The following is a 13127-nucleotide window of genomic DNA, read 5'->3' as shown; positions in this document are numbered from 1 at the left end:
CCCGGAATGCCGGATCTGAGCGACGTCGTCGGCGGGATCGCCGACGCCATGGCGCGGGAGCAGCGGCGCGGCGAGGTCGCCAGCTACATCCCGGAGCTGGCGAAGGTCGAAATCGGCCAGTTCGGCATCGCGGTCGCCACCCTCGACGGCGGCTTCCACAGCGCCGGCGACGCCGAGGTGCCGTTCTCGATCCAGAGCATCTCCAAGGTCTTCACCCTGACGCTCGCGCTCGGCGCCGTCGGCGACGCGCTGTGGCGGCGGGTGGGGCGCGAGCCGTCGGGCAACGCCTTCAACTCGATCGTCCAGCTCGAGCACGAGCAGGGCGTGCCGCGGAACCCCTTCATCAACGCCGGCGCGCTGGTGGTGACCGACGTCGTCCTGGCCGGGCACCAGCCGCGCGAGGCGATCGGGTCGATCCTGCGCTTCGTCCGCTGGCTGGCCGACGACGAGAGCATCGCCATCGACGAGAAGGTGGCGCGGTCCGAGGCCGGGACCGCGTTCCGCAACATGGCGCTGGCCGCCTATATGAAGTCCTTCGGCAACCTGCTGCATCCGGTGGAGCTGACGCTCGGCGTCTATGTCCACCAATGCGCCATCGCCATGACCTGCCGGCAGTTGGCCACCGCCGGGCTGTTCCTGGCCGATGGCGGCGGCCGGTCCTCGACCGGGCACCGCGTGGTCTCGCCGGAGCGGGCGCGGCGGATCAACGCCCTGATGCTGACCTGCGGCCATTACGACGGCTCGGGCGACTTCGCCTTCCGCGTCGGCCTGCCGGGCAAGAGCGGCGTCGGCGGCGGCATCCTGGCGATCGTGCCGGGCCGCGCCTCGGTCGCCGTCTGGTCGCCCGGGCTGAACCAGCACGGCAACTCGCTGCTCGGCACCCTGGCGCTGGAGCGGCTGGCCAAGGCCATGGGCTGGTCGGTCTTCGGGCCCTGAGAGACCGTCCGACAATGCTACTGGCGTGGCCGTCTGATGGTGGTTTCTCCGCTTCCGGTGCTCACGGACTTCCATGTCCGCTGCGCTCCGGTTCTCGAAACCGCCACCAGCCGACTCACGCCAGCGCATTCTCGAACGGTCTCTGAGCCGATGCCAAGGCGCCTGCCCTCCCTGCCCGCCCTGCGCGCCTTCGAGGCAGCCGGCCGGCATCTGAGCTTCCGCCTCGCCGCCGAGGAGCTGCTGGTGACGCCGAGCGCCATCAGCCACCAGGTGCAGCGGCTGGAGCGCGAGCTCGGCACCGCCCTGTTCCGGCGCAAGACCCGCGCCATCGTCCTGACCCCGGCCGGCGAGCGCTATCTCGACGGGGTGCGCCGCGCCTTCGATCTGCTGGAGGATGAGACGCGTGCGGTGCGGGGGCCGGAGCGGGCGGTGCTGCGGGTCAGCCTGCTCGCCTCCTTCGCCACCCATTGGCTGGTGCCGCGCCTGCCCCGCTTCGCCGCCGCGCATCCGGAGATCGAGCTGCGGCTGGAGCCGTCCAACGCCCTGGTGGACGTGAAGGGCGGCGAGGCCGACCTGGCGATCCGCTACGGCACCGGCGGCTGGCCGGAGGTCGAGGCGGCGCTGCTGCTGGCCGACCGGATCGCCCCGGTGGTCAGCCCGGAGCTGCTGCGGCGCGGCCCGCCGATCGCGCGCCCGGCCGACCTGCTGCACCACACCCTGCTGCTGTCCTACGCCCGCGAGCCGATCGAATGGCCCGCCTGGTCGGCGGCGCATGGCTTCGACCTGGCCCGCGCCCGCACCCTGATGCTGCACGACTACAACATCGTGCTGGAGGCGGCTTTGGCGGGCCAGGGCGTGGCGATGGGCCGGCATGCCTTGATCGGCGAGCGGCTGCGCAGCGGCGCGCTGGTGGAGCCGCTGGGCGGCCCGCCCTTCGCCCCGCCCGGCCTCGGCTACTGGCTGGTGACCCGCCCCGGCCCCCCGCCCCCGCCGGTCGCCGCCTTCACCGACTGGATCCGCGGCGAGGCGGCGGCCTCACAGGTGAATCCGAGTCACCCATAAGGCGAAAACTTCGCGTTCGTCGACCGCAGCGGACGGCGGCTAGCATCCGGGCTTCCGACACGAAGGACCGGACCATGCCGAAGACCATCGCCGAAGCCGTCGCCGCCCTGGGCCATGAGCTGCCCGCCGCCCCTGCCCCAGCAGCCAACTACGTGCCGTATGTCCAGGCCGGCAACCTGCTGTTCGTCTCCGGCCAGATTTCGCAGGACCGCAACGGCCCGGCCTATCTCGGCCATCTCGGCGACACCGTCTCGCTGGAGGACGGGCGGAAGGCGGCCGAGCTGTGCGCGCTTGCCATCCTCGCCCAGGTCGCGGCCGCGACGGGCGGCGAGCTGTCCCGCATCCGCCGCGTCGTCCGGCTCGGCGTCTTCGTCGCCTCGGCGCCCGGCTTCACCCAGCAGCCGCAGGTCGGCAACGGCGCGTCGGACCTGATCGCCGCGGTGTTCGGCGACAAGGGCAGGCATGCCCGCGCCGCGGTCGGGGTGGCGGCCCTGCCGCGCGGCGTCGCGGTCGAGGTCGAGGCCGTCGTCGAGCTCGAGGGCTGACCATGGATTGGGCACGGCTGCGGGCCGAGACGCCGGGCATCGGCCGGGTGCTGCACTTCAACCATGCCGGCGGCTCGCTGCCGCCGCAGCCGGTGCTGGACGCGGTGCTGGCCCATCTGCAGCGCGAGGCGGTCTCCGGCCCGATCGAGGCCGGGCTGGCGGCGGCAGCGGCGCTAGAAGAAGCGCGAACCGAGGCCGCGGCCCTGATCGGCGCCGCGCCGGCCGAGGTCGCCTTCACCGGCAGCGCCACCCAGGGCTGGGGCCTGGCCTTTGCCGGCCTGCCCCTGTCCGCCGGCGACCGCATCCTGGTCGGCCGGCAGGAATGGGGCGGCAACCTGACTACCATGCAGCGCGCAGCGGCCCGCACCGGCGCGGTGATCGAGGTGATCCCCTGCGACGAGGCCGGCCGAGCCTCGTCCGAGGCGCTGGCGGCGATGATCGACGAGCGGGTGAAGCTGGTGTCGCTGACCTGGATCGGCGCCAATGGCGGGCTGATCAACCCGGCCGCGGCGATCGGCCGGGTCGCCCGCGCCGCCGGCGTGCCCTTCTTCCTCGACGCCTCCCAGGCGATCGGCCAGATCCCGATCGACGTCGCGGCGCTGGGCTGCGACGTGCTGATCGCGCCCGGCCGCAAGCATCTGCGCGGTCCGCGCGGAACCGGGCTGCTTTATGTCCGGCAGGGCTTCCTCGACCGGCTCGATCCGCCCTATCACGACGCCCGCACCGCGGCCTGGACGCCGGACGGCGCCCGGCTGCAGGACAGCGCCCTCCGCTTCGAGGCCGGCGACTTCCCGATGGCGCTGCGGCTCGGCCTCGGCGCCGCGATCCGCTACGCCCGCAGCATCGGCATCGACGCCATCCGCGCCCGTCTCGACGCGCTGGCGCAGGGGCTGCGCGCCCGCTTGGCGGCGATCCCGGGCGTGACCGTGCACGACCTCGGCGTTGAGCGCGCGGCCCTGGTGTCCTTCGCGGTCGCGGGGATCGAACCGGCGGAGCTGCGCCGGCGCCTGTCGGCGCAGGGCATCAATATCGCCGTCAACGGCGTGGCCTATACGCCGCTCGACATGACCGCCCGCGGCCTGGGCGAGATCTGCCGCGCCGCGGTTTCGTACCTGCACACGGAGAAAGAACTGGACCGCCTGGCCGAGGCCGTGGCGGCGGCCCGAACGGCGATCGGCTGAAGAGGCCGCCTGTTGTTTCCTGTCATCGCCGGGCTTGACCCGGCGATCCAGGGGCCACCCAGAGCGGCATCGAGATCTCTGGATGCCCGGGTCAAGCCCGGGCATGACAATATCTGGGCAAATGCTCTTCAATGCCCTGGCTGTACCTCCTATCGCCCATGCCGTCTCGGCCGGGCCTTGATCTGCAGCTCTGCCTGCTTCTCGGCCTGTCGCCCCAGCTCGCGAAAGGCCTGGTCGCGGCCCGGCCAGTATTGCTGCGGCCAGGACTGGCCGCGCACGCCGTACCAGGCCTCGGCCTGGCGGACGAAGGTCGGGTTCCACAGATGCGGCCGGGCGAGGGCCACCAGGTCGGCGCGGCGGGTGTGCAGGATGGTGTTGATCTGCCCCGGCTCGGTGATGGCCCCCACCGCCATGGTCGCCATCTTCGGCACGTTGCGGATCGCCTCGGCGAACTGGACCTGGAACATGCGGCCATAGACCGGCTTCTGGTCCGGCACGGTCTGGCCGGCGGAGACGTCGATCAGGTCGCAGCCGGCGTCGCGGAAGGCCTCGGCGATGGCGAAGACGTCCTCCTCGCCGATGCCGCCCTCCTTCCAGTCGGTGGCCGAGATGCGAACCGACATCGGCCGTTCCTCCGGCCACACTGCCCGCATCGCCCGGAACACCTCCAGCGGATAGCGCAGCCGGTTCTCGACCGGCCCGCCATACTCGTCCGTCCGCCGGTTGGTCAGCGGCGACAGGAAGGAGGCGAAGAGATAGCCGTGCGCGCAGTGCAGCTCGAGATGGTCGAAGCCGGCCCGGGCGGCGCGTTTCGTCGCCTGCACGAAATCGGCCTTGATCCGGTCCATCTCGGCGCGGTCGATCTCCCGCGGCACCGGGCTGACGCCCTCGATCCAGGGCACCGGCGAGGCCGAGAGCACCGGCCAGTTGTCCGCCGGATCGGCGATCGGGTGGTCGGGGTTCTCCCAGCCCAGCTGGGTCGATCCCTTGCGCCCGGAATGGCCGAGCTGCATCGCGATCTTCGTGTCGCTGTGGGCGTGCACGAAATCGACCATCCGCGTCCACTGCGCCTCATGCGCGTCGGTCCAGAGGCCGGCGCAGCCGAGACTGATCCGCGCGTCCGGCGACGGGCAGGTCATCTCCACGAACATCAGCCCCATGCCGCCGAGAGCGTGCGAGGCATAGTGCACGAAGTGCCAGTCGGTCAGGTTGCCGTCGCGGTCGGCCGAGTACTGCGCCATCGGCGACATCACCACGCGGTTCTTCAGCTCCATGCCGCGCAGCCGGAAGCGGGTGAACATCGGCGTCGGCCGGGAGGCGCGGTAGTCGTCGCCGGTCTCGCGCCACAGCCGCTCGTAGAAGGCGTCGTCGGCCCGGCGCACGAAGTCCGGGTCGCGGATGCGCAGGTTGTCGTAGGTGATCGACTTGGCCCGGCACATCACCACCATGGCGAACTGCATCGGGTCCATATCGAAGGACCGGTTCATGTGCTCGAACCAGGCCAGCGACACGTCGGCATTGTGCTGGGTGACCTGGCACGGCGTGCGGCGGGCCTTGTCATAGGCGGTGAAGGCCTGTTCCACGCTGGTCTCCGCATGGGCCACGACGGCATCGGCCAGGGCGATGGCGCATTCCATCGCCAGCTTGGTGCCGGAGCCGATCGAGAAATGCGCCGACGCCTTGGCGTCGCCGAGCAGCACGATGTTCCTGTGCCACCAGCGCTCGCAGAAGATCCGCGGGAAGCGCCGCCACATCGACCGGTTGAGCAGCAGCGGATGGCCCTGCAGCTCCTCGGCGAAGATCGCCGCCAGCTTGTCGCGCGAGCCCTCCTCATCCGCCTCGGTGAAGCCGTGCCCCTGCCAGCAGGCCTCGTCCATCTCGAACACCCAGGTCGACCGGCCGCCGCCCTCCGCATCCGTCTCGTACTGGTAAGTGTGGGCGCAGATCACGCCGTGCTCGGTCTGGCGGAAGAAGTAGTTGAACTCGCCCATCGGCCGGGTCGAGCCCATCCAGCAGAAGCGGTTGGCCTTGAGCGAGACCTCGGGCCGGAAGGCGTCGCGGAAATGCTCGCGGATCGCGGAGTTGATGCCGTCGGCGGCGACGATGACGTCCGAATCCGCGAAGCGCCGGTCCAGCGTCGCCGGGTCGATCCGCTCGGAGAAGGAGAGCTCGACCCCGACCTCGCGGCAGCGGCCCTGCAGGATCTGCAGCAGCCCCACCCGCGAGGTGCCGCAGAAACCGTTGCCGGCGCAGCGGATGGTCTCGCCCTTGTAGTGGATCGCGACGTCGTCCCAGTACGCAAAGCGGTCGCGGATCCGCTCGTAGGAGTCCGGATCGCGAGACAGGAACTCGTCCAGCGTGTCGTCGGAGAAGACGACGCCGAAGCCGAAGGTGTCGTCGGCGCGGTTCTGCTCGTGCACCTCGATATGCCAGTCCGGCCGCGCCTTCTTGGCCAAAAGCGCGAAGTACAGGCCGCCCGGACCGCCGCCGATGACCGTGATCCGCATCCCGTCCGTCTCCCGTCCCCGGGCCGGAGGCGCGATCCCCGGCCCTGCCCCGGAAGAGTACGGCGAATTGTTTTAGGCTTAAAGGATTTTCTGGTTTCACCGAGCCGCGCACGATGCCGCAAACCGGTAATCTCACTCGCCGAGCTGCTCAGGGCCGCGCCTCGAGCACCATGTTGAAGGGCGTCTCGGCCGCGCGCCGGACATGGGAGAACCCGCCTTCTCGGACGACCTCGGCCAGCCGCCGCTCTCCCGCCTGTGCGCCGAGCGCCGCGCCGACCTCCTGGTTCAGGGACGCGGGCACGCAGACGCTGGTCGAGAACGCGTAGAAGATGCGCCCGACCGGGTTGAGATTCTCGGCCAGGCTGTCGCCGGCCATGGGTTCGACCAGCATGAGTGTGCCGTCTCTCTTCAGGGTGCTGCGCGCATGAGCCGCCGCGCCGACGGGATCGCCCATGTCGTGGAGCGCGTCGAACATCGTGACCAGATCGTAGCCGCCGCCCGGGTAGTCCTGCGCGCGCGCCGCCTCGAAGCGCAGATTGGTGAGGCCGCCGGCCTGCTCACGCGCATGGGCGATGGAGGCCTCGTGGAAGTCGATCCCGACGAACTCGGAATTCGGAAACGCCCTGGCCATGATCAGGGTCGAGGCCCCGTGGCCGCAGCCCACATCGGCCACCCTGGCGCCGCGCTCGAGCTTGGCGACGACGCCATCGAGCGCCGGCAGCCACTCCGCCAGGAGATGCGCCTTGTAGCCGGGGCGAAAGAAGCGCTCCACGCCGCAGAACAGGCAGTTGCAGCGCTCGCCCCAGCCCACGCCCTTGCCGTTCCTGAACGCCTCGGTGAGCTTGGGCTCGTCGGCGAACACGGCGGCGAGCGAGTAGAAGCCGCCGGTCATGTTCACGGCGCTGTCCTCGTCCGCGAACACCGCCGCCTGCTCGGGCGACAGGGTGAAGGTCCCCGCTCTGCCGTCATAGGTGACGAAGCCGGACGCCGCCTGCGCCGAGAGCCATTCGCGCACATAGCGCTCCCGCGTGCCGGTCTTCGCGGCGAGCTCGCCCGGCGTGAGCGGGCCGCCGGCGAGCGCGCGAAAAAGCCCGAGCTTGTCGCCGATGAGCACGAGCGCGGCATTGGCCGCCGCGCCCATCTCGTTCACCATCGTCCCCAGCAAGGATTCGAGTTTGGCTGTGTCCAGATGCATGGCGCCGATCCTCTCGACCGTTTGAGCGGTGGCGTTGGCCGCCGCCGGTGTGGGGGGAGGACTTAGCCCCTGGCGCCGCGCCGGCGTGAGAGGCAGAATGGCCGTCACGGAGCCATTTGAGCCACGCTCATTTGCCGCAATGCCTCCCAAGCCGCCCATCCATGTCAGCGTGGTCGTGTTTCGCGAATGCGATCCGTCGATCGTCTTCGGCGTGTACGACACGCTGTGGGCGGCGGGGTGGCTGTGGGACGCGCTCAAAGGGCAGGGCGCCGCCGGCAATCGCCTGTTCGAACCGCGCCTGGTGACGGCCGAGCCGGGCCCCCTGCAGCTGGTCACCGGCGTCAGCATCATGCCGCAGGACACGATCGTCGACATCCCGCGCACCGACATCGTCTTCGTGCCGAATGTCATGGCAGAGCGGATGGAGAGCGTGCGCGCGCTCGACCGCCGGCTGATCGGGTGGATCAGGAACATGCACGCGCAAGGCGCGCAGCTCTATGCCGCCTGCGGAGGCTCGCTGGTGCTGGCCGAGGCCGGCCTGCTCGACGGCGGGGAGGCCACCACCCACTGGAGCTATGCGCCGCTGTTTCGCCGGATGTACCCCCAGGTGACCCTGCGCGAGGAGCGCATCCTGGTGCAGAGCGGCCCCGGCCACGGCCTGGTCTGCTCGGGGGGAGCCTCGTCCTGGCAGGATCTGGCCCTGCTGCTGATCGCCAGGCACGCCGGAACCGAGGAGGCGATCCGCATCTCGAAGCTGTTCCTCTACCAGTGGCACCGCGACGGCCAGTTGCCCTATGCGTCGATGATCGCCAATGTCGATCACGGCGATGCGGTGATCCTGCGCTGCCAGGCCTGGCTCGCGCAGAACTACGAGCGCCCCGACATCGTCGCCGAGCTGGTCCGCCAGTCGGGCCTGCCGAAGCGCACCTTCGACCGCCGGTTCAGGGCGGCGACCGGTTATTCGCCGCTGGCCTATATCCAGGCCCTGCGCATCGAGGAGGCCAAGCAGCTGCTGGAGACGGCCGCAGCGCCGGTCGACGCCATAGCCCGCGAGGTGGGATACGAGGACGCGGCATCGTTCCGCAGGCTCTTCCGGCGCCTTGCGGGCATGCCGCCGGGCCGCTACCGGCGGAAATTCAGGGTGCCGGACATCGTCGGGCATGCGCTTCCGAAGCCCGGCTCGCAGCCGGGGGCGGTCGGGCCGGAGCCTGCGCCTTGACTTCGTCTCGACGCATCGAGGGGACAACGTGACGCCGAAGCCCATCACCGGCCGATGCTTCTGCGGTGCCGTCCGCTTCCGGTTCGACCAGCCGCCCGTCGCCACCCGCGCCTGCTGGTGCCGGGACTGCCAGTACCTGTCCTCCGGCAACGCCTCGATCAACGCGATCTTCCGGACCGAGGGCCTCACCCTCACGGGCGAGGTCGCCGAGTATGTCAGCACGGCCGACAGCGGCAACGTCATGTACCGCCGCTTCTGCCCGAGATGCGGGACCCCGTTGTTCAGCCAGGCGTCGGACCGGCCCGACATGATCGTGGTCCGGGCGGGCGCCCTGGACGACCCGGAGATCGCCCGCCCGGCGAGCGTGATCTGGACCGCCTCGGCCCCGAGCTGGGGCCATGTCGATCCGGACCTGCCGAGCCGCCCGGGCCAGCCGGGGCCGGTGTCCGGCTCGTGAGGCCGGCTTTCGGGCCAGCCGGGACAGCTGCTGCATAGGCTTCTCCACGTCCATTTTCTACAAATCGATTAAGATTTTTCGCCTAGAATTGACGTTTCCTGAACGTCAATTAAGCTGCCTCTCCGCAACCGGAACAAGCGAGCCGGCGAACGCATTCGGTGGAGAGGACCTCCCGTTCCGTTCGGCCCGAACAGAGAAGGCAGCGCCATGACCCCCTCCCCGCTCAAGCGCATCCTCGCCGCCGCCGCGCTCGGCGCCGGTCTCCTGGCCGCTTCCGCCGCCATGGCCGCCGATGCGGTCCGCGTCGGCTCGAAGGTCGACACCGAGGGCCGCCTGCTGGGCAGCATCATCCTGCAGGTGCTGGAGGCCAACGGCATCCCGACCGAGAACAAGCTGCAGCTCGGCACCACCAAGATCGTGCGCAGCGCCATCCTGGCCGGCGAGATCGACGTTTATCCGGAATACACCGGCAACGGCGCCTTCTTCTTCAACATCGACAGCGCCCCGGCGTGGAAGAACGCCCAGGCCGGCTACGACAAGGTCAAGCAGCTGGACGAGGCGCAGAACAAGATCGTCTGGCTGGCCCCGGCGCCGGCCAACAACACCTGGGCCCTTGCGGTGCGCCAGGAAGTGGCGGAGAGCAACCAACTGAAGACGCTGGAGGACTTCGCCAAATGGGTGAATGGCGGCGGCGAGGTCAAGCTGGCCGCCTCGGCCGAGTTCGTCGAGAGCCCGGCGGCCCTGCCCTCCTTCCAGTCGGTCTACGGCTTCACGCTGAAGCAGGACCAGATCGTCACCCTGGCCGGCGGCGACACCTCGGCCACCATCCGGGCGGCGGCGGAGCAGACCTCCGGCGTCAACACCGCCATGGTCTACGGCACCGACGGCGCCATCTCCTCGGTCGGGCTGGTGGTGCTGGAGGACAACAAGGGCGCCCAGATCGTCTACGAGCCGGCGGCGACGATCCGCGCCGATGTCCTGGCCAAGCATCCCAAGATCAAGGAGGCGCTGGACCCGGTCTTCGCCTCGCTCGACCTCAAGACCCTGCAGGAGCTGAACGGCAAGATCGCGGTCGACGGCGAGGACCCGCAGCAGGTCGCGTCCGAGTACCTGAAGGCGAAGGGATTCGTGAAGTAGGACGCGACAGGGCGGATCGGCCGGTGCTTTCATGGCCACCGCCATGACCGTCATCCGCAACCGCGTGCTGCTGGTGCTGGGGGTGGTGGCGGTGGCCGGGGTGCTGGCGCTGCCGATCCTGACCCATGCGCCGAACCGGCTGCTGTCGGGCAAGCCGATCGGCGCGCTCGACCTGGCCGGGCCCTGGGCGGCGCTGCCGGTCGCCGCGGCCGTCCTGCTGCTGATCGGCGCCTTCGTGCCGCCGCGACGCTGGACGCTGACGGCGCAGCTGGTCGCCGGCATCGGCATCGCCATCGGCCTCATCTGGCTGGCGGGGATGCAGGCCGGGCTGCTGGCCGCCGGCGCTCGCCCCTCCGCCCGCACCTCGCTCGGCGCCGGATTCTGGGTCCTGACCCTGGCCGCCCTGCTGGCCGCCGCCGACGCGGCCCGCCGGCTGGATCTCGGCCCGGCGGCCCGGCTCGGTGCCGCGCTGCTGCTGGCGGTGCCGGTCGCGGCGCTGATCGCCGGCGGTGCGGTCGACCAGCTGTCGCTGATGAAGGAATACGTCCAGCAGCACGGCGTCTTCGGTCCGCAGGTGCTGCGCCACCTGCTGCTGGTCGGGCTGGCGCTGGTGCCGACGCTCCTGATCGGCGTGCCGCTGGGCATCGCCGCCCATCGCTCCGCTGCCGCGCGCGGGCCGATCTTCTCGATTCTCGGCATCATCCAGACGATCCCGTCGATCGCTCTGTTCGGCCTCTTGATCGCGCCGCTCTCTGCGCTTTCCGGCGCCCTGCCCTGGCTCGGCATCAGCGGCATCGGCATCACCCCGGCGGTGATCGCCCTCACCCTCTATTCGCTGCTGCCGATCGCCCGCAACACTGCGGCCGGGCTGGGCCAGGTCGAGGCCGGGGTGATCGACGCCGCCCGCGGCATCGGCATGACCCGGCGCCAGATCTTCCGCAAGGTCGAGGTGCCGCTGGCCCTGCCGGTCTTCCTGTCCGGCCTGCGCATCACCCTGATCCAGGCGATCGGACTGGCCGCGGTGGCCGCGCTGATCGGCGCCGGCGGCCTCGGCGCCGTGATGTTCCAGGGCCTGTTCGCCAACGCCCTCGACCTGGTGCTGCTAGGCGCCCTGCCGATCATCCTGATGGCGGTGACGGTCGACGCCGTGTTCCGCATCCTGGTCGACGCCCTGCGAGGGAGAGCCGCATGATCGAGTTCGAGCATGTCAGCAAGGTGTTCGACGGCATCACCGCGGTCGACGACCTGACCCTGACCATCCCCGAAGGCGCCTTCTGCGCCCTGATTGGCTCCTCCGGCTCCGGCAAGTCGACCAGCCTCCGGATGATCAACCGGCTGATCCCGCACACCGAAGGCACGCTCACCGTCGGCGGCGAGGACGTGACGAGGATCCCGGTCGAGGCGTTGCGCCGGCGCATGGGCTACGCCATCCAGTCGATCGGCCTGTTCCCGCATTGGACGGTGGCCCGCAACATCGCCGCGGTGCCGGTCCTGCTGGGCTGGCCGCAGCCGAAGATCGACGACCGGGTGCGCGAGCTTCTGGACCTGCTGCAGCTCGACCCGCGCTTCGCCGAGAAATACCCGCATCAGCTGTCCGGCGGCCAGCAGCAGCGGGTCGGCGTCGCCCGGGCGCTGGCGGCGAACCCCGAGGTGCTGCTGATGGACGAGCCCTTCGGCGCGCTCGATCCCATCACCCGCGACGCGCTGCAGGGCGAGCTGGCGCGGATCCACCGCGAGACCGGCAAGACCATCGTCTTCGTCACCCACGACATGGACGAGGCGCTGCGCCTCGCCAGCCAGATCGCCATCCTCGACCATGGAAGGCTGGTGCAGCTGGGCAGTCCGCGCGAGATCCTGACATCACCGGCCAACGACTTCGTGCGCGACTTTATCGGCCGCGACGATCTCGGCCTCAAGCTGCTGGCGACCGAAACGGCGGCGGACCGGGTGCGGCCCGGCGAGGCGGCCGACGGCGCGCCGATCCCGGCCGAGGCGTCACTGCGCACCGCCCTGTCGATCCTGGTGGCGCGCCATGCCGACCGGGCGCCGGTGGCGGCGGCGGACGGCAAGCCGCTGGGCAACCTGCATCTCGACGATCTGGTGCGGGCATGAGCGTCGCCCAGCCCGCCGCGGCCGAACCCGCCCGCCCGGGCTGGCGCCCCTGGCGCGATCCGCTGCTGTGGCTCGCCGCCGGTTTCGTCGCGCTGGTGTTCGGCCTGCCGCTGACCCGGCCGCTCTTCGCCGCCTGGTTCCCGCAGCTGGAGCGGCCCTTCTACGAGGCCGACAGTTTCGCGGCGCTGGTGCTGGCGCATGTGCTGCTGGTCGGGGCGTCGAGCCTGATCGCGATCGCGGTCGGCGTCGCCGCCGGCATCTTCGTCACTCGCCCGGCCGGGGCCGAGTTCCGCGGCCTGGTCGAGACCGTGACGGCGATGGGCCAGACCTTCCCGCCGGTCGCGGTGCTGGCGATCACGGTGCCGCTGATCGGCTTCGGCGCCTGGCCGGCGCTGATCGCCCTGTCGCTCTACGGCCTGCTGCCGATCGTCGAGAACACCATCGCCGGGCTGGAGCAGGTGCCGCCGGCGGCGCGCGACGCGGCCGAGGGCATGGGCATGGGGCCGGCCCGGCGGCTGTGGTCGGTCGAGCTGCCGCTGGCCGCGCCGGTGATCCTGGCCGGCATCCGCACCTCGGTCGCGATCAACATCGGCACCGCGGCGATCGCCTCGACCGTCGGCGCCACGACGCTGGGCACGCCGATCATCGTCGGGCTGAACGGCAACAACCTGGCCTATGTCATCCAGGGCGCGCTGGTGGTCGGCACGCTGGCGGTGCTGGCCGATTTCGCCCTCGGCCGCCTGACCGACCTGATGCAGCGCTGGAAGAAGGCGTGA

General features: G+C 70.7%; 12 protein-coding genes. 10 read left to right on the top strand and 2 right to left on the bottom strand.

Annotated elements, in window-relative coordinates:
• Nucleotides 1–6: 6 nt before the first annotated feature.
• The 4 genes from G537_RS0132035 (at nt 7) to G537_RS0132020 (ending at nt 3724) form a co-directional block, all read left to right on the top strand.
• Entirely contained in the window at nt 7–936 is a 930-nt protein-coding gene (locus G537_RS0132035; protein ID WP_026873515.1) for a glutaminase, read from the top strand.
• Nucleotides 937–1086: 150 nt separating this feature from the next.
• Complete coding sequence (gene gcvA / locus G537_RS41155) at nt 1087–1998, top strand: transcriptional regulator GcvA (protein ID WP_034853761.1); 912 nt, start codon at nt 1087–1089, stop codon at nt 1996–1998.
• Nucleotides 1999–2072: 74 nt separating this feature from the next.
• Nucleotides 2073–2543: a RidA family protein gene (locus tag G537_RS0132025; protein WP_026873514.1), complete on the top strand. Its 471-nt coding sequence runs from the start codon at nt 2073–2075 to the stop codon at nt 2541–2543.
• 2 nt (nt 2544–2545) lie between these two features.
• Nucleotides 2546–3724 carry an aminotransferase class V-fold PLP-dependent enzyme gene (locus G537_RS0132020; protein WP_034853759.1) on the top strand — a complete coding sequence of 393 codons (1179 nt, stop codon included), beginning with the start codon at nt 2546–2548 and terminating at the stop codon, nt 3722–3724.
• Nucleotides 3725–3873: 149 nt separating this feature from the next.
• Here the strand turns inward: G537_RS0132020 and G537_RS0132015 are convergent, their stop codons facing one another.
• Together G537_RS0132015 and G537_RS0132010 are read right to left on the bottom strand one after the other, a co-directional pair.
• Nucleotides 3874–6231 carry an oxidoreductase gene (locus G537_RS0132015; protein WP_026873512.1) on the bottom strand — a complete coding sequence of 786 codons (2358 nt, stop codon included), beginning with the start codon at nt 6229–6231 and terminating at the stop codon, nt 3874–3876.
• A 148-nt stretch (nt 6232–6379) separates the two neighbouring features.
• A complete protein-coding gene (locus tag G537_RS0132010; RefSeq protein WP_026873511.1) occupies nt 6380–7426 on the bottom strand; it encodes a class I SAM-dependent methyltransferase in 1047 nt (348 codons plus the stop codon).
• A gap of 169 nt (nt 7427–7595) precedes the next feature.
• Here G537_RS0132010 and G537_RS0132005 point away from each other — a divergent pair, with 169 nt between their 5' ends.
• From G537_RS0132005 to G537_RS41150, 6 genes are all read left to right on the top strand, one after another.
• The gene (locus G537_RS0132005) at nt 7596–8645 is read left to right on the top strand and encodes a GlxA family transcriptional regulator (protein ID WP_211230587.1); all 1050 of its coding nucleotides are present in this window, start codon (nt 7596–7598) and stop codon (nt 8643–8645) included.
• A 28-nt stretch (nt 8646–8673) separates the two neighbouring features.
• Nucleotides 8674–9102, top strand: a complete 429-nt coding sequence (locus G537_RS0132000) for a GFA family protein (RefSeq protein WP_026873509.1) — start codon at nt 8674–8676, stop codon at nt 9100–9102.
• A gap of 207 nt (nt 9103–9309) precedes the next feature.
• Nucleotides 9310–10239 (top strand): glycine betaine ABC transporter substrate-binding protein OsmF, encoded by a 930-nt coding sequence (gene osmF / locus G537_RS0131995; RefSeq protein WP_034853756.1) that lies wholly within the window; start codon nt 9310–9312, stop codon nt 10237–10239.
• A 31-nt stretch (nt 10240–10270) separates the two neighbouring features.
• Nucleotides 10271–11431, top strand: a complete 1161-nt coding sequence (locus G537_RS0131990; protein WP_026873507.1) for an ABC transporter permease — start codon at nt 10271–10273, stop codon at nt 11429–11431.
• Nucleotides 11428–12351 carry an ABC transporter ATP-binding protein gene (locus tag G537_RS0131985; RefSeq protein WP_026873506.1) on the top strand — a complete coding sequence of 308 codons (924 nt, stop codon included), beginning with the start codon at nt 11428–11430 and terminating at the stop codon, nt 12349–12351. The genes G537_RS0131990 and G537_RS0131985 overlap by 4 nt, the downstream gene beginning before the upstream one ends.
• Nucleotides 12348–13127, top strand: coding sequence for an ABC transporter permease (locus G537_RS41150; protein ID WP_051249404.1), 780 nt, complete (start codon nt 12348–12350; stop codon nt 13125–13127). Before G537_RS0131985 ends, G537_RS41150 begins: the two co-directional genes overlap by 4 nt.

Origin of the sequence: Inquilinus limosus DSM 16000 (assembly GCF_000423185.1) — a bacterium.
Lineage (GTDB): Bacteria > Pseudomonadota > Alphaproteobacteria > DSM-16000 > Inquilinaceae > Inquilinus > Inquilinus limosus.
This window is presented reverse-complemented; position numbering and strand designations above follow the sequence as displayed.